25 protein-coding genes and 1 pseudogene are annotated in these 25,330 nt (G+C 61.0%); 19 read left to right on the top strand and 7 right to left on the bottom strand.

Features of this window, described 5'->3' with window-relative positions; translation table 11 throughout:
• Positions 1–141: 141 nt before the first annotated feature.
• The 3 genes from GWQ27_RS21775 to GWQ27_RS21765 all read right to left on the bottom strand — a co-directional run bounded on the left by GWQ27_RS21775 (position 142) and on the right by GWQ27_RS21765 (position 3,854).
• Entirely contained in the window at positions 142–2,121 is a 1,980-nt protein-coding gene (locus tag GWQ27_RS21775; protein ID WP_275908304.1) for a bifunctional 2',3'-cyclic-nucleotide 2'-phosphodiesterase/3'-nucleotidase, read from the bottom strand.
• 127 nt (positions 2,122–2,248) lie between these two features.
• Positions 2,249–2,869, bottom strand: a complete 621-nt coding sequence (gene lysE, locus GWQ27_RS21770; protein ID WP_275908303.1) for an L-lysine exporter — start codon at positions 2,867–2,869, stop codon at positions 2,249–2,251.
• Positions 2,870–3,071: 202 nt separating this feature from the next.
• Complete coding sequence (locus GWQ27_RS21765) at positions 3,072–3,854, bottom strand: LuxR family transcriptional regulator (protein ID WP_005315931.1); 783 nt, start codon at positions 3,852–3,854, stop codon at positions 3,072–3,074.
• 62 nt (positions 3,855–3,916) lie between these two features.
• Between GWQ27_RS21765 and GWQ27_RS21760 the strand changes: the two genes are divergently transcribed.
• From GWQ27_RS21760 to GWQ27_RS21710, 11 genes are all read left to right on the top strand, one after another.
• Positions 3,917–4,540, top strand: coding sequence for an acyl-homoserine-lactone synthase (locus GWQ27_RS21760; RefSeq protein WP_058394881.1), 624 nt, complete (start codon positions 3,917–3,919; stop codon positions 4,538–4,540).
• Positions 4,541–4,805: 265 nt separating this feature from the next.
• Positions 4,806–5,705 (top strand): LysR family transcriptional regulator ArgP, encoded by a 900-nt coding sequence (locus GWQ27_RS21755; protein ID WP_099994417.1) that lies wholly within the window; start codon positions 4,806–4,808, stop codon positions 5,703–5,705.
• An 86-nt stretch (positions 5,706–5,791) separates the two neighbouring features.
• A complete protein-coding gene (locus tag GWQ27_RS21750; RefSeq protein ID WP_087757103.1) occupies positions 5,792–7,843 on the top strand; it encodes an exoribonuclease II in 2,052 nt (683 codons plus the stop codon).
• Between the two features lie 394 nt (positions 7,844–8,237).
• Positions 8,238–8,831: a TetR/AcrR family transcriptional regulator gene (locus GWQ27_RS21745; protein WP_275908302.1), complete on the top strand. Its 594-nt coding sequence runs from the start codon at positions 8,238–8,240 to the stop codon at positions 8,829–8,831.
• Positions 8,832–8,865: 34 nt separating this feature from the next.
• Positions 8,866–9,912 carry a heparan-alpha-glucosaminide N-acetyltransferase domain-containing protein gene (locus tag GWQ27_RS21740; protein ID WP_275908301.1) on the top strand — a complete coding sequence of 349 codons (1,047 nt, stop codon included), beginning with the start codon at positions 8,866–8,868 and terminating at the stop codon, positions 9,910–9,912.
• Between the two features lie 455 nt (positions 9,913–10,367).
• Positions 10,368–12,290: a PTS mannitol transporter subunit IICBA gene (locus GWQ27_RS21735; RefSeq protein WP_275908300.1), complete on the top strand. Its 1,923-nt coding sequence runs from the start codon at positions 10,368–10,370 to the stop codon at positions 12,288–12,290.
• A 37-nt stretch (positions 12,291–12,327) separates the two neighbouring features.
• Complete coding sequence (locus tag GWQ27_RS21730; protein ID WP_169047318.1) at positions 12,328–13,473, top strand: mannitol-1-phosphate 5-dehydrogenase; 1,146 nt, start codon at positions 12,328–12,330, stop codon at positions 13,471–13,473.
• Between the two features lie 127 nt (positions 13,474–13,600).
• Positions 13,601–14,122 carry an MltR family transcriptional regulator gene (locus GWQ27_RS21725; protein ID WP_005315973.1) on the top strand — a complete coding sequence of 174 codons (522 nt, stop codon included), beginning with the start codon at positions 13,601–13,603 and terminating at the stop codon, positions 14,120–14,122.
• A 182-nt stretch (positions 14,123–14,304) separates the two neighbouring features.
• Positions 14,305–16,092, top strand: a complete 1,788-nt coding sequence (locus tag GWQ27_RS21720; protein WP_275908299.1) for a sodium:proton antiporter — start codon at positions 14,305–14,307, stop codon at positions 16,090–16,092.
• Positions 16,089–16,673 carry a DNA-J related domain-containing protein gene (locus tag GWQ27_RS21715; protein ID WP_265420682.1) on the top strand — a complete coding sequence of 195 codons (585 nt, stop codon included), beginning with the start codon at positions 16,089–16,091 and terminating at the stop codon, positions 16,671–16,673. Before GWQ27_RS21720 ends, GWQ27_RS21715 begins: the two co-directional genes overlap by 4 nt.
• Positions 16,674–16,730: 57 nt before the next feature.
• Positions 16,731–16,979, top strand: a complete 249-nt coding sequence (locus GWQ27_RS21710; protein ID WP_159165282.1) for a hypothetical protein — start codon at positions 16,731–16,733, stop codon at positions 16,977–16,979.
• Between the two features lie 44 nt (positions 16,980–17,023).
• Here GWQ27_RS21710 and GWQ27_RS21705 read toward each other — a convergent pair whose 3' ends face one another.
• Positions 17,024–17,542: a mechanosensitive ion channel domain-containing protein gene (locus tag GWQ27_RS21705; protein ID WP_058394871.1), complete on the bottom strand. Its 519-nt coding sequence runs from the start codon at positions 17,540–17,542 to the stop codon at positions 17,024–17,026.
• Between the two features lie 9 nt (positions 17,543–17,551).
• On the bottom strand, positions 17,552–18,544 hold the full coding sequence (gene zntB, locus GWQ27_RS21700) for a zinc transporter ZntB (RefSeq protein WP_005315978.1): 993 nt from the start codon (positions 18,542–18,544) through the stop codon (positions 17,552–17,554).
• A 105-nt stretch (positions 18,545–18,649) separates the two neighbouring features.
• Here zntB and GWQ27_RS21695 point away from each other — a divergent pair, with 105 nt between their 5' ends.
• The 7 genes and pseudogenes from GWQ27_RS21695 to GWQ27_RS22285 form a co-directional block, all read left to right on the top strand.
• Positions 18,650–19,102: a YaiI/YqxD family protein gene (locus tag GWQ27_RS21695; RefSeq protein WP_275908298.1), complete on the top strand. Its 453-nt coding sequence runs from the start codon at positions 18,650–18,652 to the stop codon at positions 19,100–19,102.
• Between the two features lie 119 nt (positions 19,103–19,221).
• Complete coding sequence (locus GWQ27_RS21690) at positions 19,222–19,491, top strand: PepSY domain-containing protein (protein ID WP_275908297.1); 270 nt, start codon at positions 19,222–19,224, stop codon at positions 19,489–19,491.
• Between the two features lie 48 nt (positions 19,492–19,539).
• A complete protein-coding gene (locus tag GWQ27_RS21685) occupies positions 19,540–20,097 on the top strand; it encodes a cytochrome b/b6 domain-containing protein (protein WP_021140118.1) in 558 nt (185 codons plus the stop codon).
• A 91-nt stretch (positions 20,098–20,188) separates the two neighbouring features.
• Positions 20,189–20,695, top strand: coding sequence for a metal-dependent hydrolase (locus tag GWQ27_RS21680; protein WP_021140117.1), 507 nt, complete (start codon positions 20,189–20,191; stop codon positions 20,693–20,695).
• Positions 20,696–20,805: 110 nt separating this feature from the next.
• Positions 20,806–22,185: an ATP-dependent RNA helicase DbpA gene (dbpA, locus tag GWQ27_RS21675; protein ID WP_021140116.1), complete on the top strand. Its 1,380-nt coding sequence runs from the start codon at positions 20,806–20,808 to the stop codon at positions 22,183–22,185.
• A 114-nt stretch (positions 22,186–22,299) separates the two neighbouring features.
• Complete coding sequence (locus GWQ27_RS21670; protein WP_005315990.1) at positions 22,300–22,590, top strand: YkgJ family cysteine cluster protein; 291 nt, start codon at positions 22,300–22,302, stop codon at positions 22,588–22,590.
• 33 nt (positions 22,591–22,623) lie between these two features.
• Positions 22,624–22,734: pseudogene (locus GWQ27_RS22285) on the top strand (YkgJ family cysteine cluster protein); the annotation flags it as partial.
• Positions 22,735–22,755: 21 nt separating this feature from the next.
• Here GWQ27_RS22285 and GWQ27_RS21665 read toward each other — a convergent pair.
• Complete coding sequence (locus GWQ27_RS21665; protein WP_275908296.1) at positions 22,756–23,154, bottom strand: hypothetical protein; 399 nt, start codon at positions 23,152–23,154, stop codon at positions 22,756–22,758.
• A 272-nt stretch (positions 23,155–23,426) separates the two neighbouring features.
• On the opposite strand from GWQ27_RS21665, the gene GWQ27_RS21660 reads away from it, so the two are divergent.
• The gene (locus GWQ27_RS21660; RefSeq protein ID WP_275908295.1) at positions 23,427–24,854 is read left to right on the top strand and encodes a PepSY domain-containing protein; all 1,428 of its coding nucleotides are present in this window, start codon (positions 23,427–23,429) and stop codon (positions 24,852–24,854) included.
• An 83-nt stretch (positions 24,855–24,937) separates the two neighbouring features.
• On the opposite strand, the gene GWQ27_RS21655 is transcribed toward GWQ27_RS21660, so the two are convergent.
• Positions 24,938–25,156, bottom strand: coding sequence for a DUF6500 family protein (locus GWQ27_RS21655; protein WP_005315999.1), 219 nt, complete (start codon positions 25,154–25,156; stop codon positions 24,938–24,940).
• Positions 25,157–25,330 lie beyond the last annotated feature (174 nt).

Below are 25,330 nucleotides of genomic sequence, written 5' to 3'. Positions count from 1 at the left end.
GGATATCTACAACGTGGAGCGGCCGCATCATGCGTTGAAATACAGAACCCCCGATGCAGTGCATCGGGGGTTCTGAGTGGAGAAATGCTAGCCGAAAATGTGTAAACCTATTTCAGGACTAGACATTTTTTCCAGCCAGGGTTACTGACGGATCAGGCGGAAGATGGCGTAGCCCGGATGCTTGGCATCGTCCATCGGCAGGGTGGACTTGTACTCCAGATCCGCGCCGGCCAGTTGTTTGGCCTCCTCGCGGGGAGAGGAGTAGAGCCGCACGTCCACGTTGGCGGGCAGGGCCTTCATATGCCAGTTGTTGTTGGCCGCCGGGCTGAAACCACCCGGGTTGTCGGCAGACTGGGCCTTCAGGTACTGGGCAATGATCTCCCGCGTCTCGAAGGGATCTTCATGCACTATGTTGCTGCCGTCTATGCCTGGGAAGTGGCCGCCACCGCTGGCGCGGTAGTTGTTGGTCACCACGTAGAACTTCTGGGCCGGGTCAATGGGCTGGCCGTTGAAGGTGAGCGCACTGATGCGCTGGCCGTTGCTGACCTTGTCCCCTTCCTTGTTGTAACGGGCCGGCTGGGTGATATCCACTTCATAGTTCACGCCATCGATCACATCGAAGTTGTAGGTGGGGAACTTCTCGTTCACCAGCCACTGCACCTCTGTCTTGCCGGTGTCGATCTGGTTGAACTGACCGGCGCTCATCTCCAGCCACTCCTTGACGGTGGCTCCGTTCACTTCGACCACCTGCAAGGTGTTCGGATAGATATAGAGGTCGGAGACGTTGCGCAGGGAGATGTCGCCCTGGGCCACATAAGTGAAGTCATTGATGCCGTTGCGACCACCACGGAAGGGGGCCGCCACCGACAAAATGGGGTAGGACTCCTTGAGCAGACCGTCTTGTTGCAGCTGTTCGGCATAGCGGCGCTGGGCATCGCTCACCAGTTGCACCGAAGGGTCGTCCTGTACCAGAGCGAAGAAGCTGTGGATGGAGGAGGTGATCTTGCCGAGCGGTTCATCCAGCCACTGGTTGGTGGCATCGTGATCCGCCTGCACCAGATCGACGACTCGCTGATCCACGGCGCTGCCTTCGCTGGAATCGATCTTGCGCAGGCTGGCCTGGCTTTGCTGCACCTGCCACTTGCCCTCAACCTGCTCCAGGGTGAGGTCTATGATGCCCAGATGGTTGCCCCAATAGCCTGGCATCACGGTCGGCACGCCGCTCAGGGTGCCGGCCTGGTTGTCCACCTCCGGCAGATCCGGGAAATCACCGGGGAAGTTCTTGTGGGCATGCCCCAGCATGAGGGCATCTACCCCTTTTACCTTGGCCAGGTGCCAGGCGGAGTTCTCCATCATGGCTTCGTAGCTGCTGGCGTTGATGCCGGTGTGGGCGACCACGACCACTATGTCGGCGCCCTTGGCACGCAACTCGGGCACATAGTGGTTGGCGGTCTCGACCATGTCGGCCACCACCACCTTGCCTTCCAGATGACGCTTGTCCCACTGCAGCACCTGCGGCGGAGTCAGCCCCAGTATGCCCACCTTGACGGTCTGCTCCTGCCCCTTGTCATCCTTCACCTTGCGCTCCAGCAGCAGGTAAGGGGTGAACTTGTTGCCACTCCAGTCGATCTGCCCCTTTGCATCGCGCTTGAAGGCGCCCGCCTCGAACACGTTGGCGTTCACATAGGGGAACTTGGCACCCTGCAGTGTCTTGGTGAGGTAATCCAGCCCGTAGTTGAATTCGTGGTTGCCCAGGTTGCCCGCGTCATAACCCAGCTCGTTCATGGCCTTGAACACGGGGTGGGCCTGCTTGTCGAGGTAACCGGCGCCCGATTGCTCGAAGATGTAATCCGCCAGCGGCGTGCCCTGGAGCAGGTCACCGTTGTCGAGCAGCAGGTTGTTGGGGTTTTCCGAGCGCGCCGCACGGATCAGCAAGGCGGTACGGGAGAGGCCAAACTTGCGATCTTCCTTGTTCTGGTAGTAATCGTATCCCAACACGTTGGAGTGGATATCGGAGGTCTGGATCAGACGCAGGGCCACAGCGCCCGGTTGCGTCTTGCTGTCGTTTTCATTGCTACAGGCAGACAACAGCACTATGGCTGCAATAGCACCCAGCTTCATGGTTTTATTCACTGTTTTTTCCCTTTTATTATGAGTGTCGCTTTACCAGCGACGGGAATTTAACAGACGAATATGTCATGGCATGAAGCCGGGATTAATTTTTATGAGGTGTGGCACAAAAATAGCCTTATGAGGCCAGCAAGGCCCCGCTCGCCAGTTGTAATGCCAACCCCAACATGATTAAACCAACAATAATATCAATAGCTTGCTGCACCCGGCCCCGTGCAAGCCAGGGCGAGAGCGCGGCCGCACCAAAGGCGAGACTGTAGAACCAGACCAGGGAAGCCAGCATGGCCCCTGCCGCAAAGGCCGGGCGCAACGGTTCGGCAAACTGGCTGCCAAAGGAGCCGAGCAGCATCAGGGTATCCAGATAGACGTGAGGATTGAGCAGGGTCACCCCGAGCGTCATGGCCAGCACGCTCTTGACCCCCATCAGCCGGGGTGAATCCACCAGCGCAGCCCCCTGCCCTTGCCAGGCACTGCGCAGGGAGCGCATGCCGAACCAGCAAAGAAACAGCACACCACCCCAGGTCAGCAGCGCCAGCCCGATGGGACTGGCTGCCAGCAGGTTGGCCCCGCCGAATACCCCAATCCCGATCAGGATGAGATCACACAGACAGCAGAGGGTCGCAGCCAGCAGATGGTGATTGCGATGTATGCCCCGGCTCAGCACGAAAGCGTTCTGGGCACCAATGGGAATGATCATGGCAAGGCCAAGGGTGAAGCCTTGCAGAGTGGTCGCGAACATGGATAAACCGTCCAGAAGAGTGAGTGGACGGCACTATAAAGGGTGGTGGGGTGTTCAGAGAAATTCATTAATCTGCTGAGTGATTCATTTCTCTAATCAAGCGGGATCCTGAGGGCAGGGATGAATTCCATCCGGCACCAACTGTCAATTGCATGATCTGACAATTGTGAGCCTGTCGCTCTGCCCCGAGAATCATTGGGTTTTATTGCATCAGCTTGGGGAAGTTGGTGACAACGACCTGCTCCAGATTGGGCAGCAAAATGCCACTGCTCACCCCCTTGGCGATGGCCTGGTAGCGATTCATCGATCCCGTTTTACGGGTGACCTGATTGAGGTGGTAGTTCACGGTACGTTCCGTGATCCCCAGGATGCAGGCAATTTCACCCGACGTTTTCCCTTCGCTGGCCCAGAACAGGCATTCGGTCTCACGGTCAGTCAGGGCCTCCTGAGGGTCATCTTCCCGCAGACTGACCCGCACAATCCGGATCGCCGCCTCGAAGATGTAGTTGGACATCCAGGAGAGGATGGGCGAGGACTCCAGCAACAGATCGCTTGACGCCCGCTCGGCGGTGATGAACGACAGTATGCCGTTTTCACCCGCCGCACCGTGCAGCGGAAACGAAATACCGTTTCGCAGCCCGAACTCCGCCGCCAACCCCATCACATCCAGACTGCCCTCTTGCAGAAAACGCGCCCGTTCATCCAGTCGGTTCCAATAAATGGGCAAGGTCTGCTTGCGGGCCAGCTGGATGATGGGATCACAGGCCAGCATATGGTTGGCCGTATAGGCCTGCACCCAGGAGTCAGGGCACTGATTGAACAGCACCACCTTGGGCCTTTGCATCGACATGGGAATGATCAGTGCGAACCGGTAGTAGTCATAGCCCATACCGAGCGTGAATCGACCGATCAACTCGGCCAAACGATCCCCGTCTGTTACCGAAGTGAAATGTTCGAGGTACTCAAGCAGTTGGTCTTGTTTCATATGCTAGCCCCCCTGGCCAGGGCCTCGATTATAGCGCCGAACACTGAAATGGAGACATCTGAATGCTTGTTTTCAAAGGAAAATTAAAAGAACACCCCAGATGGGAGGTAGAAAACGAGCTTTATCGCTTCCGTAATCGCGTCTTCTCCGATCGTCTCGGCTGGGATGTGGAGTCTCACCGTGGTCTGGAGCAGGACAGCTTCGACACCCCGGACACCCATTGGGTGCTGATCGAGGACGAAGAAGGCCTGTGCGGCTGCATCCGTCTGCTCAGCTGCGCCCAGGATTACATGCTGCCCAGCATATTCCCCACCGCTCTCGCCGGGGAGATGGCACCACGCAGCAGCGATGTGTGGGAACTGACTCGCCTCGCCATCGACGCCAACCGGGCGCCGCGCATGGGCAACGGGGTGAGCGAGCTGACCTGCGTCATCTTCCGCGAGGTTTATGCCTTCGCCAGGGCGAAGGGGATCCGGGAACTGGTCGCCGTGGTCAGCCTGCCGGTGGAGCGTATCTTCCGCCGTCTCGGCCTGCCCATAGAGCGACTCGGTCACCGTCAAGCCGTGGATCTGGGCGCCGTGCGCGGGGTCGGAATCCGCTTTCATCTGGATGAACGTTTCGCCCGTGCCGTCGGCCACCCCATGCAGGGCGAATATGCCGATGCCAGGGAACTGGTCACCGAGTAAACGCCACATAAAAAAATCCCGGGATAAGGCCCGGGATTAAAAGTTCTCGCTATGGCCCGTTTCCACCCCATGCAAAAACGGACGCAAAAGAGTATCTCCTGAATACCTTTTGACCACCACTGTCACATCTCGCAGTGACAAACCCGCTTTCACCCCGCACACCACGCCAGCCGTGCCTCTCGGCGATCCGGTCAGAGTTTCGTTGTCGTCCTGCCATCACTCCAGTAGCATCTCTTCTCAATACCCTCTCTGGTAAGGAATGCTGATGAAGGCGTTGGACTACAAGCTGCTGCTGGCGCTGGATGCCGTAATGCAGGAGCAGAACTTCGAGCGCGCCGCCCAGCGCCTGCACATCACCCAGTCCGCCATCTCACAGCGCATCAAGCAGCTGGAACAGCAGTTTGCCGAGCCGCTGCTCATTCGCAGCCAGCCACTACAGGCGACCCCCCTTGGCCAAAAGCTGCTGGCCCACTACCGTCAGGTGCGCCAGCTGGAACTGGAGCTGGCCGGCGAGATCGCACCCGACGAACCGCAGGCCCCGATCCGGGTCAGCATAGCGGTCAACGCCGACAGCTTGGCAACCTGGTTCCTGCCCGCCCTCGCACCTCTGCTGGAGCAGCACCCCATAGAGCTGAACCTGCTGGTGGATGACGAGTGCCGCACCCTTGATCGGGTGCGCGAGGGTCAGGCCTTCGGTGCCGTCAGCCTGCACGGCCAGCCACTGGCGGGCTGCTGCGTGGACGAGCTCGGCGAGATGCGCTACCTGCTCACCGCCAGCCCCGCCTTCGTCGCCCGTCACTTTCCCGCCGGGCTCACCCCGGCGGCGCTGGCAAAGGCACCGGCGGTGGCCTTCGATCAGCGCGACGACATGCATGTGAGCTTCATGGAGCGCCACTTCGGGCTGGAACCCGGTGGCTATCCCTGCCATACGGTGCGCTCGTCGGAAGCCTTCGTCGCCATGGCCGAGCAGGGACTCGCCTACTGTCTCATCCCGGAACTGCAGATCCGCCAGCAGCTGGCACAGGGGAGACTGCTCGATCTCAGCCCCTCACATCACCTCATTGAGCGCCTCTACTGGCACCGCTGGGTGCTGGAGCGCGGGTTGCACAAACAGATCTCCCAGCGTCTGATCAGCGAGGGGCGCCGCACACTGCAACCCGGTTGACGGGGCCATTCACCTTGGCTTTGAGGGGGTAAAATCGTATAGTGCTGGGCGTTTCTTCATCAGGTCTCCACTCAGGTTCCTCACTTATGTTCCAAGACAATCCGCTGCTGGCCCAGCTCAAGCAACAAATCCGCGAAAACATCCCCAAGAAAGAGGGTGTTATCCGCGCCTCGGACCGGGGCTTCGGCTTTCTGGAAGTCGATGAGAAGACCAGCTATTTCGTGCCGCCCCCCTACATGAAAAAGGTGATGCACGGTGACCGGGTGAGCGCCCTGATCCGTACCGAAAAAGAGAAGGAAGTGGCCGAACCGGATGCCCTGCTGGAGCAGGCAGTGACCCGTTTCGTCGGTCGCGTCAAAATGTTCCGTGACCGCCTCAACGTGGTGCCGGACCATCCGCTGATCAAGGATGCCATCAAGGCCCGCGCCAAGAAGGGTCTGGATGAGAAGTCCTTCAAGGAAGGGGACTGGGTGGTTGCGACCCTCAAGCGCCACGCCCTGAGTGATGGCAACTTCTCTGCCGAGATCATCGAAAAGATAGCCGATCAGGAAGACCACAATGTGCCCTGGTGGGTGGTGCTGGCTCGCCATAACCTGGCCCAGATAGAACCGGCTGATCTGCCGGAGTGGAAGGTGATCGAGGAAGAGGAGCTGCCACGCACCGATCTGACTGCGACCCCCTTCTTCACCATTGACGGCGCCAAGACCAAGGACATGGATGACGCCCTGGCCATCCGCAAACTGGACAACGGCTGGGAGCTGCTGGTCGCCATCGCCGACCCGACCGCCTATGTGGCCGAAGGCAGCGAGCTGGACAAGGAAGCCGCCCAGCGCGCCTTCACCGTCTACATGCCGGGTCGCAACGTGCCCATGATACCGCGCACCCTCTCGGACGAGCTCTGCTCCCTGAAAGAGGGCGAGGAGCGCAACACCCTGTGCGCCCGCCTGCTGATCGCCGAAGATGGCCTGCTGCTGGAGGAGACCGAATTCTTCGCTGCCCGCATCATCTCCCATGCCCGTCTCAACTATGACGAGGTCTCCGACTGGGCCGAACAGGGTAAACCCCTCGAGATCGACGCCGGCGTGATGGCCCAGCTGCCGCTGATGAAGGCCATGACGGAGGCGCGGATCAAGTGGCGTACCGAGCACGCCCTGGTGTTCCCGGACAGACCCGACTACGACTTCGAGCTGGGGGAGAACGGCGCCGTGCTGGCCATTCACGTGGAACCGCGCCGCATCGCCAACCGCATGATCGAAGAGTCGATGATCGCGGCCAACATCTGCGCCGGTCGCGTGCTGGGCAAGAGCGTCGGCTACGGCATCTTCAACGTCCACACAGGGTTCGATGAAGAGTCCCTCGACGGCGCCATCGACCTGCTGAAAAGCGCCGAGGCCCCGTTCGAGCGCGACGAGATCGCCAGCCTGACCGGCTTCTGCGCCCTGCGCCGCTGGATAGACAACCTGGACACCCGCTGGCTGGACGGCAAGATCCGCCGCTTCCAGAGCTATGCGCTGATGTCCTCCGAACCGGGTGCCCACTACGGCCTGGGGCTGGATGCCTACGCGACCTGGACCTCCCCGATCCGCAAATACGGCGACATGGTCAACCATCGTCTGCTGAAAGCGGTCATCGCCGGCAAGACCCCGGGCGATCGTCCGAGCCAGGAACTGACCGAGCACCTGACCGCCTGTCGTCGCCTGCACCGCATGGTGGAACGCGACATCGGCGACTGGCTCTATGTCCGTTACCTCAAGGCTGCCGCCGGCACCGATCAGGTGTTCAACGCCGAGATCATCGACGTGATGCGCGCCGGTCTCAAGCTGCGCCTGCGCGAAAACGGCGCCGTTGTCTTCATGCCCGCCCGTCACATCCTGGACAACAAGGATCGGCTGGAGTGCAACTGGGACAATGGCCGTGTCTACCTGGACAAGACCGAAGTGGTCTATGAACTGGGTCAGGTTATCGAGGTCAAGCTGAGTGAAGCGGTGGAAGAGACTCGCTCCCTCATCGCCAAACCGGCAGTGGAGCTGGTACCAGGCCCGGCACCGGAAGCCCCGGTGGCCGACAGTGCCGTAACCGAGAACACGGTAGCCGAAAGCACTGAGACACCAGCCGAGGCCGCCCCCAAGGCGGAATAAGCCAAGCCTCTACAGCTCGATGAAAAAGCCCGCAACCCTGCGGGCTTTTTTATACCCCTTGTTTATGGCCGGCAGGAAGACGATGCCCCGCCCTCAGCCCCCTTGAGCCAACAGACGAACGCTCTGAGGAGCAGGTGACCCGACGAGAAGATGGCCCCAGGAGTGCAATGACCCTCTACCTGTCATGGCGTTGACCGGCTTGGGGACCGGATTATTCGGGAACGTCACTGGCCGCTCGGCGGACGCATGGCTTGCCCCGGAGTCTTCCGACCAAGGAGATGCCTCCTCTTGGCTAACTGTGGCTTGCTTCTTTTTCACACCGGAGATAAGGTGAATATCACAAATGAACGAACGTTCGCTCAATAGATATCGACCAGCAGAGAGGAAGCCGACCATGTCCATCAATCACAACCGCCTGGAGCAGCGGCGGGAGCTGATCATCCAGGCAGCCCTCGGCTGCTTCATCGAGCGGGGCTTCCACCAGACAGGGATGCGTGACATAGCCGCCGCAGCAGGGGTGAGTCTGGGCAACCTCTATAACCACTTCGCCCGCAAAGAGGAGCTGATCGCGCTGATCGCCTCGCTGGAAGCCGCCGAGTTGCAGCCCCTGCTGGATGAGCTGGATCAGGGCTCCGCCCACGCGGCACTGGCCCGCTTCGCCGCCGGCTATCTCGCCTGGTCGCAGACGCCGGAGAACCTGCTGCTCGGCACCGAGATCCTGGCCGAGCTGACCCGCCACCCCGAGATGGCCGCCACCTTCGCCGGCAACCAGCGCCAGCTGTGCGATGCCCTTGCCAATACGGTACGGCGGGGACAGCAGGAGGGATGTCTGGAGGCAAGACTGGACCCCGATCTCACCGCCCAACTGCTGCTGGACGGGCTGGAAGGGCAGGCTCTGCGCGATGCACTTGTCCTACATCCTGATCAGCCCTCAGCGGCGCAACGACTGCCACAGCTGCTGGACCTGCTGCTGGGGCCGGCCAACTGAGACATGGATTCATCTCCTGCGAGGCAAACCGCTCATGACATCGTCATCCAATAGACTGGAAGGGCTGGATCTGGCCCGCGCCATGGCCCTGCTCGGCATGGTGCTGGTGAACTTTCGCATCGCCATGGGTGTGCTGACAGGCGGACCTGACTGGCTCAAAGCCATGCTGGATGCGCTGGAGGGTCGTTCTGCCGCCAGCTTCGTGGTGCTGGCCGGCATAGGTCTCGGTCTCTCGACCCGCAAGCTGAGCTGGCTGACAGCCATGCAGCACACCGCCAAGCGGGCCCTGTTTCTGCTGATCCTGGGGCTGCTCAACTATCTGGTGTTTCCAGCCGACATCATCCACTACTACGCCGTTTATTTCCTGCTGGGGGCTTGCTGCCTGCGGTTACCCTCCCTCTGGCTGCTCTCCCTGATCCCCCTGCTGGCAGCGGGCTTCGTCATCCTGCTGTTTCACTTCAATTACGATCGGGGCTGGCAGTGGCACAGCTTCAGCTACCCCGAGTTCTGGACCCTGAACGGCTTCGTCCGCAATCTGCTGTTCAATGGCTGGCACCCTGTGGTGCCCTGGCTGGGCTTTCTGCTCTACGGCCTCTGGTTGAGCCGCCAGGCCCTCGAGAACGCGAGCGTACAGAGATGGCTGCTGGCCGGTGGGGTGAGTGCCATGGTGTTGGCCAGGGGGTTGTCGCTCTGGTTGTCGACCCTCTTGCCGAGCCCAGAGCTGGCGCCGCTGCTGGCGACCCAACCCATACCTCCGGCACCGCTCTACCTGCTGTTTGGCATGGGGGCGGCCAGCACCCTGATCGCGCTCTGCCTCTGGCTCGGCCGCACCCTGCCCACTGCTCGCTGGTGGCGAGTCTGGCTGCCAGTTGGTCGGCAGACCCTGACACTCTATATCGCCCATATCATGCTCGGCATGGGCGTGCTGGAGGGGCTGGGCTGGCTGCAGGGGCAAGATCTGCCCGAAGTGGTACTGGCCACCACCCTCTTCGCCCTGGCGGCCCTGTTGTTCGCCAATCTGTGGAACCTGCGCTTCGCCAGAGGACCACTGGAGGGAGTAATGCGCCGCTTGTGCGGTTGAATGCCAATCATGAAAAACTGAAAGTGGGTTACAAACCTACTGACTCATTGGTGATTAATGAGAAAATACTACCTATCCATCGTTATCCCTCTCGGATTTTGCATCTCACACACTGACCCGTTTGAATACAAATCAAGTATTCGTGACAGCCATCACATTGACAACGGGTTTGCGCAAACCACAAAAGGTGACTCAAATCACATTAAATAGGTGGTGGTGGCAAAAAAGATCGAAATGTAGCCAAACTACAGAGCTTGAATGTGATCAAGGTCACTACTGAGGGAGGGGGTATGGCTGGGTATTTGAGAGGTACGTCACAAGACACCCCGTTTTCAGCCTAATTTGATCACAAGCTGGTAGATTGAAGTTGCTTAGACGACTGGGATGGGGGTTCGGCAAAACCCGTCATCCCGACTACCACTTTTAATCAAACAGGCTTAAAACGGGGTCCCGACATGTTATCACCGGATACCAAAGTCAAGATACAGAATTTTGGACGCTTCCTGTCCAATATGGTCATGCCCAACATAGGCGCTTTCATCGCCTGGGGCTTTATTACCGCGCTCTTCATTCCCACCGGCTGGCTGCCAAGCGAAACCTTGGCCAAGCTGGTCGGCCCCATGATCACCTATCTGCTGCCGCTGCTGATTGGCTATACAGGCGGCAAGCTGATGGGCGGTGAACGGGGCGGCGTGGTCGGTGCCATCACCACCATGGGCGTGATCGTCGGTACCGACATCCCCATGTTCATGGGTGCCATGATGGTCGGTCCGCTGGGTGGCTGGGCCATCAAGCGCTTCGACAAAGTGATGGAAGGGCGCGTCAAGAGCGGCTTCGAGATGCTGGTCAACAACTTCTCCGCCGGTCTCATCGGCATGTTGCTGGCTATCCTCGCCTTCTTAGTGATCGGTCCCTTCGTCAAGGTGCTCTCCGGCGTACTGGCGGGTGGCGTCGGCTTCTTGGTGGAAAACCACATGTTGCCGCTCACCTCCATCTTCGTTGAACCGGCCAAGATCCTGTTCCTCAACAACGCCATCAACCACGGCATCTTCTCGCCGCTGGGGATCCAGCAGGCGACCGAACAGGGCCGCTCCATCTTCTTCCTGATCGAAGCGAACCCGGGCCCGGGCATGGGCGTGCTGCTGGCCTACATGGTATTCGGCCGTGGCGCCGCCAAGCAGTCCGCGGCTGGCGCCTCCATCATTCACTTCTTCGGTGGCATCCACGAGATCTACTTCCCGTATGTGCTGATGAACCCGCGCCTCATTCTGGCGGTCATAGCCGGTGGCATGACAGGGGTCTTCACCCTGACTCTGTTCAACGCCGGCCTGGTCTCCCCTGCCTCACCGGGTTCCATCTTCGCCGTGCTCTTGATGACGCCGAAAGCCTCCCTGATCGGGGTTGCCCTCTCCATCATCAGCTCGACCCTGGTCTCCTTCCTGGTCGCCGCCGTGTTCGTTCGCGCCCAGCAGCCGGAAGCCGACGAGGCCGATGCACTGGGTGAAGCCACTCGCAAGATGAAGGCCATGAAGGGCGGCAAGCCCGAAACCGCGGCGGCCAAGAAGCCAGGCGGCGAGCTGATGGCGGTGCGCAATATCGTGGTCGCCTGCGATGCGGGCATGGGATCCAGCGCCATGGGTGCCGGCATGCTGCGCAAACGTGTGCAGGCCGCCGGGCTCGACATCAGCGTCACCAACCGCGCCATCGATCAGCTCGACGATCAGGTGGATTGGGTCATCACCCACAAGGATCTGACCGAACGGGCACGTCGTCATGCGCCGAACGCTCACCATATCTCGCTCACCAACTTCCTCGACAACGGCCTCTATCAGGAGCTGGTGCAGAACCTGACACTGGCGGCCAACGATGACGTGGCCAACCCGCAACTGCTGGTCGCGGCCAACGACGACAACTACGAACTTCAAGCGGCTGAAGTGTTCACCCTGAGCCGTCACGACGTGCATCTGGGGCTCAAGGCCGACAACAAGGAGGCCGCCATCCTGACCGCTGGCAGACTGCTGGCGGAACGGGGCTATGTGGCACCGGATTACGTCAACGCCATGCTGGAGCGCGAGCAGCTGGTCTCCACCTACCTCGGCGAGTCCATCGCCGTGCCCCACGGCACCATAGCCGCCAAGGAGTTTGTGAAGCGTACCGGCATCGTCATCTGCCAGTATCCGGCCGGTGTCGCCTTTGGCGAGGCGGCTGACGAGGTGGCACGACTGGTGATCGGCATCGCCGCCCGCAACGACGAACACATGCAGGTAATAACCCGCCTGACCAATGCACTGGATGAACCCGGTCTCATCGACCGGCTGGCCAGCACCACGGATCCCCAGGAATTTCTGGATCTGCTGGGTGCCGAACAGGCTGCGTAATCATCCTTCATCGTCTTTGGTTGTAGAGGTTAATATCATGAAAACATTGCATTTTGGTGCCGGCAATATCGGTCGTGGCTTCATCGGGAAATTGCTGGCCGACGCCAGCCATCAGGTCACCTTCGCCGACGTCAACGAGACCCTGATCGATCAGCTCAACCACCGTCAGGAGTACAAGGTGCACGTGGTGGGGGCGGATCAGAAGCTGGACGTGGTACGCAACGTGGCGGCGGTCAGCTCCGCCGGACACGAGGTGATAGCCCGTATCATCACCGCCGATCTGGTCACCACGGCGGTCGGCCCCAACATTCTGGACAAGATTGCCAGCACCCTGGCCAAGGGGCTTCAGGCCCGCTTCGATGCCGGCAACCTGAGCCCGCTCAACGTCATCGCCTGCGAGAACATGGTGCGCGGCACCAGCCACCTCAAGCAGGAGGTACTCAAGTACCTGCCGGTCGCGTATCATGCCACGCTCGAATCCTGCGTCGGCTTCGTCGACTCGGCGGTGGATCGCATAGTGCCGCCTGCCGCGGCCAACGACGATCCGCTGGAAGTGACGGTGGAGAGCTTCAGCGAGTGGATCGTCGACCAGACCCAGTTCAAGGGCGAACTACCCCAGGTGGCGGGCATGGAGCCCACCGACAACCTGATGGCCTTCGTCGAGCGCAAGCTGTTCACCCTCAACACGGGCCATATCGTCACCGCTTACCTCGGCAAGTTGCGGGGCTACCGCACCATTCGTGAGGCGATCGAGGATCCGGTGATCCGCAGCAAGGTGCGCCGCGCCATGGAGGAGAGCGGAGCCGTGCTGGTGAAACGCTACGGCTTCGATCCGCGTCTGCACGCCGCCTACATAGAGAAGATCCTGGCCCGCTTCGCCAACCCCTATCTGGTGGACGAAATTGACCGGGTCGGCCGTCAGCCGCTGCGCAAACTGGCGGCAGGGGATCGGCTGGTGAAGCCGCTGCTCGGCACCCTGGAGTACGGCCTGCCCAGCGACCATCTGCAAGAGGGAATCGCAGCTGCGCTGCACTATCACAACGCCGATGATCCCCAGGCGATGGAGCTGCAGGCCCTGCTGGCGGAACTTGGGCCGGCCCAGGCCCTGGCCCGGGTGACCGGCCTTGCCGCCGACAGCGACATAGTCAGAGCCATCGTTGCCCGTTACGACAGCTTGAAGTGACCCTGATGGGGTGCACTCACCGCCAGACAGCCACCTCAACCGGTTGAATGGCATGGGAATTCACCTCATATGATAAAAACCGGGAGAGAGGCACTCTCTCTCCCAGTCAGCTGGACCCAATGCACCTATGACCACACACCAGGAAGATGAAGTACTGGAGCGACTGAACGAGCAGGATGGCCCCCGCGGCTTCTTTCTCGAAGTCGTGACCATCCTGGAAGAGGCGGTCGACTCCCTGATGCGGCGAGCCTTTCGCCAGGAGGAGTATGCCGTCAAATACGCCATCGAACCCCTGCTCAACCAGAGCGGCCCCCTCGGCCAGCTGGAGGTGCGCCTCAAACTTATCTTTGCCCTCGGCCTCATCTCTCTGGAGCGCTATCAGGATCTCGAAGCCTACCTGAAGATCCGCGATTTTCTGGTGCGCGATCCCAAGGATTACCGCTTCAGCGACAAGCCCATTCGCGATCTGCTGGACAGGCTGCATTGCCTGAACCAGGGCAGCATGATGCCGCAGGATCCCCCTGCCAACGAGGAGGACTGGCCCTTCTACCAGATGCAGCTCAACCGGCTCGATCAGGTGGTGCGCTCGGCCCTGGTGCTGGCGGTGGCCGACTGTGTCACCGACCTTCACAAAGAGAGCCCCATCTAATTCGACGGATAATGGCGGCGTAGCGCCCCCCCACACCTCTGCGGCCACGCCCTGTCCGGCCCACCATGACGCCGACTGTCGCGCAGCTCCCTGCGGCACTTGCTCCCGACCTCTGCGGGTGTCAATCTAGCCATCTTCCCCGCTACACTTCCTCCAAGCTCATTACCTGAATCGAGGTCTGCATGACTGCTCTTTCCCTGGCTGGGATCGCCCTGGTCTCAGTGCTGGCCCAGTGGCTCGCCTGGTCACTGCGAGTGCCCGCCATTTTGTTTCTGCTGCTCACCGGCCTGACCCTGGGGCCGGTCAGCGGCCTGCTCGACCCCGATGCCCTGCTCGGGGACCTGCTGTTCCCGCTGGTTTCCCTGTCGGTGGCCATCATCTTGTTCGAGGGTGCCCTGACCCTGCATCTGACGGAACTCAAGGGGATCGGCAAGGTGGTGCGCAACCTCTGCTCCACCGGCATGCTGGTCAGCTTCGCCGTCATCGGCAGTGCCAGTTACTTCCTGCTGGGACTGGACTGGCGGGTCGCCATGCTGCTCGGCGCCGTGCTGGTGGTGACCGGCCCCACTGTGGTTGCCCCCATGCTCAACGTGATCCGCCCCACCCGGGAGGTGGACCGCATACTGCGCTGGGAGGGGATAGTCATAGATCCCATCGGTGCCCTGTTTGCGGTACTGGTGTTCGAGGCGGTACGCCTCGGCAGTCAGGGCGATCTGCTCAGTCACACCCTGCTGGCACTGGCAAAAACGGTGGGGGTCGGCTCCTTCATCGGGGTGGCCGCCGGCTGGCTTACCACACTGCTGATCCGCAAGGACTGGCTGCCGGTCAGCCTGCACAAGTTCGGGGTATTGGCGCTGGTGCTGGTCACCTTCAGCCTCTCCAACTGGCTCAGTCACGAATCCGGCCTGCTGGCGGTGACCGTATTCGGCATCTGGCTTGCCAATCAGGATGGGCTGGATCTGGAAGAGGTGCTGGCCTTCAAGGAAGATCTCGCCGTCATCCTCATTTCCTCCCTGTTTATCCTGCTGGCGGCCCGCCTCGATCTGGCCCAGCTCTGGCAGCTCGGCCCCATGGTGCTGGCACTGCTGTGCGTGGTGCAGTTCGTGGCACGCCCACTCTGCATCCTGGTCTCGACCTGGGGCTCGGATCTCTCCTGGCAGGCCCGCGCCCTGCTGAGCTGGATAGCGCCGCGGGGCATAGTGGCGGCGGCGGTCAGTGCCTCCTTCGCCATCAGCCTGCATCAGGCCGATATTCCCGATGCGGACAAGCTGGTACCCCTGGTGTTTGCGGTGATCATCTCCACTGTGGTGTTGCAGAGCCTCACCTCGGCGCCACTGGCGGGCCTGCTAGGTATGCGTCAGAGCGCCCCCAACACCTGGCTCATCATAGGTGCCAACTCTGTGGCCAGGGCCATAGGCAAGGCGCTGGCGGATCAGGGAGTCCCTGTCTATCTTTCTGATCCTGCTTGGGAATTTTACAAGCAGGCACGCATGAGCAACCTGCCCTGCTATTTCGGCAACCCCCAGTCGGAACATGCCGAGCTGCATCTGCCGCTCACCAGCATCAGTACAGTGCTGGCGCTCTCCCCCAACCGTCACAACAACGCCCTCGGCGTGCTGCACTTCGCCCACCTCTACGGTGAAGAGAAGGTCTACTCCCTGCGCTCCAGCGAACAGCACGGCAAGGCGAACCGGGAGAGTGCCACCTTCCGCGCCCGCCAAAACCTGTTCGGGCCCGATATCAACTACGCCCGCTTGAGCGGCCTGCTGAGCCGGGGCGGCCAGATCAAAGCGACTCGCCTGAGCGACACCTTCGACTGGGCGCAATATCAGGAAGCCAACCCCGGTGCCATACCGCTGTTCGTACTGGATGCCAGGGCGCAGCCCCGCATCGTCACAGGTCTGGTCACGCCTCTGTCAGGAGAGTTGCTGATAGCCCTGCAACCGCCGAAGGAGACGGCCAGCTCATGAGTGAGACACAGCACTGTCACAACCCGCTGCTCGCCCCCCTGCTGACACTGCTACAAGAGGCGGCGGCCAGCTACAAGGTGCACGAACTGCTGGCCGCCCTGCGCCAGCAAGGAGCCATTCCCACCCTGGCCGGAGATGAACAGCTGCAGCTGTTTCGGGTCAACTTTCTGATCATGAATGCCCTCTACCAGTTGCAGGCTGAGCTCTATGACGCTGGGTGGTGGCTGGTGATCAGCTCCCTGGATATCCGGCTAGAGCCCCTTGCCGGGGCAACAGATACTCGCCAGAGGTTGGCCCTCGGCCAGTCTCTGCGCAACTACTACCTCGACTGGCAGGTGTTCTGGCAGACCGACCGGGAAGAGGTGGAGGCTCTGCTCAACCGCTTCTGGCGCGCTTATGACGGAGCGGGACACAGGGCGGAGGCGCTGGCCCTGTTCGAACTGACCGCCGATGCCAGCCAGGAGACAGTTCGCCGACGCTGGCGGGAGCTTGCCCTGCAACATCATCCGGATCGGGGTGGCGATGCAGAGACCTTCATCCGCATGCGCTGGGCCTGGGAGTGTCTGAACACGGCCAGATGAATCAGGCAGATTCAGCAACTAGACTTGAAGAGGCGCTATGAGTCACAGGAGGACGTCATGACAGTCAATGAACTTCGCCAGCTCTATCAGCAGCAAGCCTTCAAGGAAGCCGAGATACTGCAAGATGCCATACTGCCGGGCTGGATCGTGGAGTTCAGAGGGCAAGATGGCCGCTTGTACGAGATGACTGACACCCTGGGTTGCCCCCTCTCGTTCGGATCGGTCGAAGAGGCCCGCCAGCACATTCATCTGGTGGCAGACTGCCCCATCCAGGTCGAGCATCTCTATCGCTTCTTCGAACGCTGATAGAGACACATGATCAAAAAAAGGCTCCGTAAGGAGCCTTTTTTTCATTCTGGCTGCAGAGGGTCTGCCACCTTGCCCTCCAGTCGCCTGACCGGCTTTTGCAGGATCAGGTTGGCGGGATAGGTGACCAGATCGCCGTTGTCATCCCGCACCCGCACATAGAAGAGACCGATCTCGGTGATGACGCCGGTGACGGAATCATCCTTGTCGAGGATGCGGATCCGGTCGCCAATCTTGTAGGGAAAGGCGAAGAAAATGGTGATGCTGGCGGTGATGTTGGAGAGGATCGACCACTGGGCCACCATGGCCACCCCGAGCACGGCGAAGAAGGATGAGGCGAGCACCACCAGCCGTGAAAAATCGAGCCCCCATACCCCGGCCAGGATCAGCAGGGTAGTGCAGCCGAGCAGAAAGTGGAACACGTGCTCCACATAGAGCACCCGGTTCTCGCTCACTTGTCGGGTATGGGCCAGCGCCAGCAGACTCTTGTGAATGAGGCTGCGGATCAGGGTGTGGCCCAGCAACAGCAGCAGGGTCACGCCAAAAGATTGCCAAGTTGTCATGATTGCTCCTTACCACCAGCGTCTGTGTTTGAGCCAGACCGCCAGCCCGGTGGCCAGCGCCACCAAGGATCCGCAGAAGACCCAGAATGCGGTCGGGCTCTCGGCCCCCGGAATGCCGCCCAGGTTGATGCCAAACAGACCGGTCAGGAAACTGGCGGGCAAGAACAGCAGCGCCATCACCGACATCTGGTAGGCGCGGCGGTTGGTCGCCTCCGCCATGAGGTTGTTGATCTCGTCCGCCAGCACACCGGTGCGGGCCACGCCGGCATCGAGATCATCGAGCCAGCGGCGCAGCCGGTCAGCGATGTCGAGCAGGCGGCGGCGGTCATCTTCGTCCAGCCAGCTGATCTTCTCGTTGGCCAGACGCGCCACCAGATCCCGCTGGGGGGAGAGGTAGCGGCGGATCATGATGAGTTGCTTGCGGATCCGCGCCAGTCGGCCGTTGGCAGGCAGGTCGCGGGCCAGCACATGCTCCTCCAGCTCCAGGATCTGATCATGCAGCTCTTCCACAAACTCCCCCGCCCTGTCGGTCAGGGCATCACACACCTCCACCAGCCAGTCGGCCGGGGTATCGGCACCACCGCCCTGCGTCAGCTGGTTGAACACGTCCTGCTCGGAGAGCAGCGGACGACGACGGCTGCTGATGATGAGATCCGGTGTGATGAAGATACGCAGCGCCACCATCTCTTCCGGCCTGTGATCCTTGTTGTGATTGATGCCGCGCAGGATCAGCAGCACAGTCTCTCCCATCCGCACCAGCTTGGGCCTGTTGCTCTGGCCGAGCAGGGACTCCTTGGCCGCATCATTGAGCAAGGGGGTTTGCAGCAACCAGCGGGCCGCCTCCGGATTACCGTAATCCAGATGCAGCCAGCCAGGGCTCTTCCCCGGGATCTCGCTCCCCGCCGCCAGTGGCTGCATGCCACCCTTGCCATCCAGGGTCAGGGCATAAATCACATCACTGGGTACCCGATCCATCTGCTCGTCCTTTTCATTCAGTCTCATCGGGCCAGCTTACACTAAAGCCCGGCCTGACTCAGCCCCGGGGCAGCCGCTCCTCACCAGCCGTGCTAAGATGCGACCCTCGTTTCAGACACAGGAAACCATGCCATGCCCATCTGGGTTGATGCCGATGCCTGCCCCCTCCCAGTCAAGGAGATCCTTTACCGCGCCGCCCACCGCGCCCAGGTCGTCACCACCCTGGTGGCCAATCAGGGACTGCGGGTTCCGCCCTCCCCCTACATCAAAACCCAGCAGGTAGAGAAGGGATTCGATGTGGCAGATCATGTCATTGCCCAGCAAGTCATACCGGGGGATCTGGTGATCACCGGCGACATTCCCCTCGCTTCCTGGGTCATAGATGCCGGTGGCGAGGCGCTCAATCCCCGTGGCGAGATCTACACCCGCGAGACCATACAGGCCCGTCTCGGCATGCGTAATTTCATGGAAGAGCTGCGCTCGGCTGGGGTGCAGACAGGCGGCCCGGCCCCCTTCAACGCCGCCGACAAGCAGCGCTTCGCCAACGTCCTCGACAAGTGGCTGCTCAAGGGCAAGCTGAGCTGATCCCGCCTCCCCGGCTTGCGGCCGGGGATATTCATTCCTATCCCCTTTTGCTTAATTTTTCCTTAAGTCTGACGCCCTAACCTTGCGGCTGTTCATCCCCCACCCGCAAGGAACCCGCAATGAAACTGACACAACTGTTGTTACTGCTCCCCCTGTTTAGCGCCACTGTACTGGCCGGCCCCCAGTGTACCCAGACCGACAAGACGCAATGGCTGAGCGAAGCCGAGGCCCAGCAGCAGATCAAGGCCATGGGCTACGACATCAAGAAGTTCAAGGTGACCAAGACCAACTGCTACGAGATCTACGGTTGGGACAAGGACAAGCGCAAGGTCGAGATCTACTTCGACCCGACCGACCTGAAGAAAGTGAAAGAAGAGATCGACCAGTAGCGCAACCATGGGCCGGTCCGTCGCCGGCCTCTTTGACGGAGTCTTGCCATGACAACCTCGTCTGAAGTGAAGGTCTGGGATCCCCTCATCAGAGGGTTTCACTGGGCGACCGTGATCCTCTGCCTGCTCAACTTCTTCGTACTGGAAGAGGGCAGCAGGAACCACAGGTATGTCGGCTATGGGTTGGCTGCCCTGCTGCTGATCCGGCTGCTGTGGGGTCTGGTGGGTTCTTACTACGCCCGTTTCGGCCAATGGTGGCCGACCCCTACCCGCGTCCGTGACTACCTGCGCCAGCTGGCCCGGGGTCGTCACCCCTACTATCTGGGTCACAACCCGCTCGGGGCCCTGATGATCTGGGTGCTGTTGCTGTCACTGGTCGGCACCATAGCCACCGGCTGGCTCACCAGCTGGGATGCATTCTGGGGGGAAGAGTGGATGGAAGAGGCCCATGAGGTCGTCGCCAATACCCTGCTGGCCATCATAGCCGTGCACGCCGCCGTGGTGATCCTGACCGACCGCCTCACCCGCAGCGATCTGCTGCGTGCCATGGTGGTAGGGAAAAAACGGGTGCCCGCCGATGCCAGAGTGGAAGATCCGCGCAGTTAATGACCGGGCCGGCCCACCGGCCCCGGTTTTTTGCTGCAATGGCCCGCGACACTGGTAAGATGCGCCGCCATTTCTCCACGCCGTAACCACCATGACCGCCCAAGGGCATCTGCTGTTTTCCGTTACCTGCACCCTGCTCGCCCACAAACTCCAGCTCACGCCAGCCCTGTCGGATGCCAGCCTGTGGCAGACCATACCGGCGGCGCTGGCCAGCGCCCTGCTGCCGGATCTCGACCACCCCAAGTCCGTGCTGGGGCAGCGGCTGCCCTGGATCTCGAAACCACTCTCTCGACTGTTTGGTCATCGCGGCTTCACTCACAGCCTGCTGGCGGTCGCCGCAGCCGTGTGGGGACTGGATCAAAGCCTGGCGCCCGACCTGCTGCCCGCCGGGATCAAGGATGCGCTCATTATCGGCTACCTCAGCCACCTGCTGGGGGACTGGCTCACGCCGGCGGGTATTCCGCTGTTCTGGCCCATCAAGCGCCGCTACCGGCTGCCAGGCTGGCCCCTCAAGAGTGGTGGCGCCATCGAAACCGGCTTTTGCACTCTCACCCTGCTGGCGGCCGGCTGGTGGTCAGGCTGGCAACCGATGGGATGAACAGCGTCAAACCAGCGTTCAAAAATCCGCCACATCCGGTGCCGCATTCTGGTACAATGCGCGCCCTTAGCGCTGTGCGCACCCCGTATTCTCCGAAATAGAGTCCTTTTGTGAACAACACCGAATTTAGCAGCCTCAATCTCTCCCCCGCCCTGCAAGAGAACCTCACCAGCCTGGGTTATCTGCAGATGACCCCGATCCAGGCCCAGAGCCTGCCCCTGGTGCTCGACGGCAAAGACCTGATCGCCAAGGCAAAAACCGGCAGCGGCAAGACAGCGGCCTTCGCCCTCGGCCTGCTCGCCAAGCTCAACGTCAACCGCCTCGAAGTGCAGGCGCTGGTACTCTGTCCGACCCGCGAGCTGGCGGATCAGGTAGCCCAGGAGATACGTCGTCTGGCCCGCGCCCTGCCCAACGTCAAGCTGGTCACCCTGTGCGGCGGTACCCAGACAGCCCCCCAGTCTGCCACCCTGAGCTTTGGTGCCCACATCGCCGTCGGCACCCCGGGTCGCATTCTCAAACACCTGGAGCAGGGCACTCTCGAACTCTCCGGCCTCAAAACGCTGGTGCTGGATGAAGCGGATCGCATGCTGGACATGGGTTTTGGCGAAGAGATCAACCGGGTCATCAGCTATGCACCCGAGCAGCGCCAGACCCTGCTCTTCTCCGCCACCTATCCGGAGGGGATCGCCCAGATGAGCCGCGGTGTGCAGCGCAATCCGGTCGAGGTCAGCGTGGAGTCCCTGCACGAGGGGAGCGCCATCGAACAGAAGCTGTATGAAGTCCCGGCCGGTCAGCGCCTCGACGCTCTCACCTGGCTGCTGAGCCACTATCAACCGGCCTCCTGCGTGGTGTTCTGCAACACCAAGCGGGCCTGCAACGACGTGGCCGATCATCTGGCCGCCAAGGGCTTCTCGGCGCTGGCACTGAACGGCGATCTGGAACAGCGGGAGCGGGATCAGGTGCTGGTGCGCTTTGCCAACGGCAGCGCCACCATTCTGGTGGCCACCGACGTGGCCGCCCGTGGGCTCGACATCAAGGAGCTGGGCGCCGTCATCAACTACGAACTGACCTATGATCCGGAAGTGCACGTGCACCGCATCGGTCGTACCGGTCGTGCCGGCCAGCAGGGTCTGGCTCTGAGCCTCTACCAGCCGAACGAGGCCCAGCGCGTCAACCTCATCGAAGAGTACCAGCAGGCCCCCATGCCGCAGGGCGATCTGGCCGAGATTGGTCGCGAGATCAAGCCGATTGCGCCGCAGATGGTGACCCTTTCCATCGATGCAGGCCGCAAGACCAAGGTGCGCGCCGGTGACATTCTGGGCGCCCTGACCGGTGAAGGCGGCATTGCCGGTGCCGATGTAGGCAAGATCCAGATCTCCGAACAGTACTCCTACGTGGCGGTAAAGCGCAGCGTAGGGAGCGCCGCCCTCAAGCGGTTGCAGGAAGGCAAGATCAAGGGCCGTACCTACCGCGCCCGCAAACTGGGTTAACGACGCAGCCTGGCAGCTCATCTGCCGGGCTCAATCTTGACCACGACTCGGGCGCCTTTGCAGGCGCCTGTTTTTTATCGCACATGTGCCATTCCCATGGCATGGACAACACAGATGAACAGAGAACCCCAAGCCGAAGTCAGCTGCCAGAACTGCGAAGCCTGCTGCTGCCGCCTCGAAGTCATGCTGTTTACCGATACCGGCGTACCGGATCGCTACGTGGACGAGATAGAAGGACAGGTGCCCGTGATGCACCGGCTGGAAGATGGTTGGTGTGCGGCGCTCGATCGCAATACCATGATGTGCCGTATCTACGAAGTTCGCCCGCTTATCTGCCGCGAATTCGAGATGGGCGAGCCCGACTGCGTCGACGAACGGGATAAATGGTTTATCAATCTGAGTTGACCAAGGGATAGCAAGCGGCGCTGGACCGCACTCTCAACGATGTGCCGCTTCTACGAAGTTCGCCCGCTTATCTGCCGCGAATTCGAGATGGGCGAGCCCGACTGCGTCGACGAGCGGGATAAATGGTTTATCAACCTGAGCTAGTCACGATACGAAGGTACTGACCTAGGCCTGTTTCGCGGCCAGCTGCTGCTTAAGCCACTGAAGCGCCTCCTCGGTCTGCCCGAAGTAGCGAACCTCCTGAAATGGCAGGTCGTGGAATATCTGATCCGCCAGGTATTGCTTGAAGCTCCCCGCCAGTACCACAGCCAGAAAGGCGCAGCCGTTGGCGGCGCACCAGCCGAACTGGCGACGAAAACGGACCAGTACCTCTGGCCCTGCTGCCTCAAATTCGGTTGCTACCTCGACAATTCCCCAGGGCGCATCACGCAACTGGGCGAACTGCTGGCTGAAGGCTGACTCATAGGCCATGGCCCCCATCAGATTGAAGGGACCACTCGGCTGACAGATCAGCACCTGTCCCTGCCGCTGCATCTTGAAATGACCGTGTGCTTGTAACGTCACGTCCGCCTCCTTCCATGGATTTTCACTGTGCCAGCACAGCCGGATGTTGCAACAAGGTAAGGATTTATCTACAAAAAGTCCATGCTACATCCAGCACCCTGACGCCGACAGCGCCACCTTTTGACTCCCCGATCCTCACGCTGACGCTCTGTATCACTCCCAGAGCAAGCCCATCATGTTCTGTTGCAGTTAACAAAACGTTGCTGTTATCATCCGCGCCGCCACAAACATTCCACCAGCAGAAACGTTGGTCATTAGCGCAAGGATCAGAGATGAAAAACAGGGACTCGAGCCATTACCAGCGGATCTGGCGCTGGCACTTCTACGCCGGCCTCTTCGTCGCCCCCTTCCTGATCCTGCTCTCACTGACAGGGATCGTTTATCTGTTCAAACCCCAGCTCGACAATTTGCTCTATCCCGAGCTGATGAAGGTGCCCCCCGCCGCCCACATCCTGAGCACCGCTCAACTGCCGGGCAAGCCCCTTGGCGCCGATGCCCTGTGGGCCAAGGCACGGGCCACCATGCCGGACGCCAACCTGAGCAAATACCTGCCACCGGCCGCACCGGACCTGAGCGCCCAGTTTATCGTCACGCAACAAGGCAATGAGCTCACCCTGTTTATGGATCCTGTCAGCGGTACCCTGCTCGGCACCATGGACAACAAGTGGAACTTGCAGGCGGTGGCCCGCGCCCTGCATGCCGACCTGCTGCTCGGCACCACAGGGGATCGGCTGATCGAGCTGGCCGCCGGCTGGGGCATAGTGCTGCTTGTCAGCGGCCTCTATCTCTGGTGGCCGCGCAAGGGCCCGGGTGTCGGCGGTATCCTGTGGCCACGACTGAATCAGCGAGGGCGCCTCTGGTGGCGAGATCTGCACGCCGTGGTCGGCTTCTGGGGCGCGGGCTTCCTGCTGTTGCTGCTGCTGAGCGGCATGACCTGGACCGGATTCTGGGGAGCTCAATTCGCCGACCTCTGGAATCGCTTCCCCGCCGCCATGTGGAATGAGGTTCCCAAATCCGCCCCTCTCGTTCGCAACCTCAACCACTCCCATGAACAGACAGTGCCCTGGGCGGTGGAGACGATGCCGATGCCGAGTTCACAGCCAGCGGCCAAGCGTCATGATCACAGCGCCATGCACCAGGGCGGCGAGCAGGATGACATTGTCATGGCCAGCCACCGCATCCCGCTGCAACAGGTGGTGGAGATCGCACAGGCACGCCAGGTCAGCCCGGGTTACAGCATCACACCACCGGTCGGTGAGAGCGGCGTCTACACCATAGCCCTGTTCGCCGACGATCCGCGCAACGATGCCACCTTGCATATCGATCAGTACAGCGGCAAGGTACTGGCCGACGTGCGCTGGCAGGATTACAGCCCAGTCGCCAAGACGGTGGAAACTGGCGTCATGTTGCACATGGGCAAACTCTACGGCTGGCCCCATCAGCTCGCCATGCTGGTCATCTGTCTGATGGTGCTGCTGAGCTCGGTGAGCGGCCTCTGGATCTGGTGGAGCCGCCGCCCGCAGGGGCGTCTCGCCGCGCCGCCGCTGCCTGCCAAATTGCCCCCCATGCGCGGTGCCATCGCGCTGCTGATCCTGCTCGGTATCGCCTTCCCGCTGGTGGGCGCCTCCATGCTGGTCATCTGGCTGCTGGACAGCCTCTTCTTCTCCCGCCGGGCCCCCAGATTGGCCCAAGCCAGCTGAGTGTCACTCACCCGAACGACGGGGTGACAAAGCCATATGCAAGCAGGGCTCCTTCTTGGAGCCCTGCTTGTTTCATCCCTGTCCTACTTGCTCCCCTCGACCAGCTGGAGGATCTTTCTGGCCTTCTCGAAATGGTCGAGTCTGTGAGTCTGGATCCACCAGGTCGCCGCCTCCATCAGCAAGTCGGGGTCGTCATTTCTGTTGGCGAAAAACGCATAAAAAGAGAGCCCGACCGTCTCCCCCTTCTGCGCTATTTTCTGGCGGCAAACCTGGATGATTTTCTGTTTGAGTGACTCGCGCATAAGCCGTTCTCCTGTCTGACTGGTGACGTGCCAACGAGTCGCGTCAGTGTCTAGTCCTGAAATAGGTTTACACATTTTCGGCTAGCATTTCTCCACTCAGAACCCCCGATGCACTGCATCGGGGGTTCTGTATTTCAACGCATGATGCGGCCGCTCCACGTTGTAGATATCCAC

Source organism: Aeromonas sp. 5HA1, assembly GCF_029237245.1.
Lineage (GTDB): Bacteria > Pseudomonadota > Gammaproteobacteria > Enterobacterales > Aeromonadaceae > Aeromonas > Aeromonas salmonicida.
This window is presented reverse-complemented; position numbering and strand designations above follow the sequence as displayed.

Bases quoted from the DNA above. Each gene is read 5' to 3' on its own strand.
- GWQ27_RS21735 (WP_275908300.1), top strand. From the start codon at position 10,368: ATGTTATCACCGGATACCAAAGTCAAGATACAGAATTTTGGACGCTTC.
- GWQ27_RS21765 (WP_005315931.1), bottom strand. From the start codon at position 3,854: ATGAAACAAGACCAACTGCTTGAGTACCTCGAACATTTCACTTCGGTA.
- GWQ27_RS21760 (WP_058394881.1), top strand. From the start codon at position 3,917: ATGCTTGTTTTCAAAGGAAAATTAAAAGAACACCCCAGATGGGAGGTA.
- lysE (WP_275908303.1), bottom strand. From the start codon at position 2,869: ATGTTCGCGACCACTCTGCAAGGCTTCACCCTTGGCCTTGCCATGATC.
- GWQ27_RS21670 (WP_005315990.1), top strand. From the start codon at position 22,300: ATGAACAGAGAACCCCAAGCCGAAGTCAGCTGCCAGAACTGCGAAGCC.
- GWQ27_RS21695 (WP_275908298.1), top strand. From the start codon at position 18,650: ATGCCCATCTGGGTTGATGCCGATGCCTGCCCCCTCCCAGTCAAGGAG.
- GWQ27_RS21655 (WP_005315999.1), bottom strand. From the start codon at position 25,156: ATGCGCGAGTCACTCAAACAGAAAATCATCCAGGTTTGCCGCCAGAAA.
- GWQ27_RS21680 (WP_021140117.1), top strand. From the start codon at position 20,189: ATGACCGCCCAAGGGCATCTGCTGTTTTCCGTTACCTGCACCCTGCTC.
- GWQ27_RS21685 (WP_021140118.1), top strand. From the start codon at position 19,540: ATGACAACCTCGTCTGAAGTGAAGGTCTGGGATCCCCTCATCAGAGGG.
- GWQ27_RS21730 (WP_169047318.1), top strand. From the start codon at position 12,328: ATGAAAACATTGCATTTTGGTGCCGGCAATATCGGTCGTGGCTTCATC.
- GWQ27_RS21775 (WP_275908304.1), bottom strand. From the start codon at position 2,121: ATGAAGCTGGGTGCTATTGCAGCCATAGTGCTGTTGTCTGCCTGTAGC.
- GWQ27_RS21660 (WP_275908295.1), top strand. From the start codon at position 23,427: ATGAAAAACAGGGACTCGAGCCATTACCAGCGGATCTGGCGCTGGCAC.
- GWQ27_RS21750 (WP_087757103.1), top strand. From the start codon at position 5,792: ATGTTCCAAGACAATCCGCTGCTGGCCCAGCTCAAGCAACAAATCCGC.
- zntB (WP_005315978.1), bottom strand. From the start codon at position 18,544: ATGAGACTGAATGAAAAGGACGAGCAGATGGATCGGGTACCCAGTGAT.
- GWQ27_RS21710 (WP_159165282.1), top strand. From the start codon at position 16,731: ATGACAGTCAATGAACTTCGCCAGCTCTATCAGCAGCAAGCCTTCAAG.
- GWQ27_RS21725 (WP_005315973.1), top strand. From the start codon at position 13,601: ATGACCACACACCAGGAAGATGAAGTACTGGAGCGACTGAACGAGCAG.
- GWQ27_RS21715 (WP_265420682.1), top strand. From the start codon at position 16,089: ATGAGTGAGACACAGCACTGTCACAACCCGCTGCTCGCCCCCCTGCTG.
- GWQ27_RS21745 (WP_275908302.1), top strand. From the start codon at position 8,238: ATGTCCATCAATCACAACCGCCTGGAGCAGCGGCGGGAGCTGATCATC.
- GWQ27_RS21690 (WP_275908297.1), top strand. From the start codon at position 19,222: ATGAAACTGACACAACTGTTGTTACTGCTCCCCCTGTTTAGCGCCACT.
- GWQ27_RS21740 (WP_275908301.1), top strand. From the start codon at position 8,866: ATGACATCGTCATCCAATAGACTGGAAGGGCTGGATCTGGCCCGCGCC.
- GWQ27_RS21720 (WP_275908299.1), top strand. From the start codon at position 14,305: ATGACTGCTCTTTCCCTGGCTGGGATCGCCCTGGTCTCAGTGCTGGCC.
- GWQ27_RS21755 (WP_099994417.1), top strand. From the start codon at position 4,806: ATGAAGGCGTTGGACTACAAGCTGCTGCTGGCGCTGGATGCCGTAATG.
- GWQ27_RS21705 (WP_058394871.1), bottom strand. From the start codon at position 17,542: ATGACAACTTGGCAATCTTTTGGCGTGACCCTGCTGCTGTTGCTGGGC.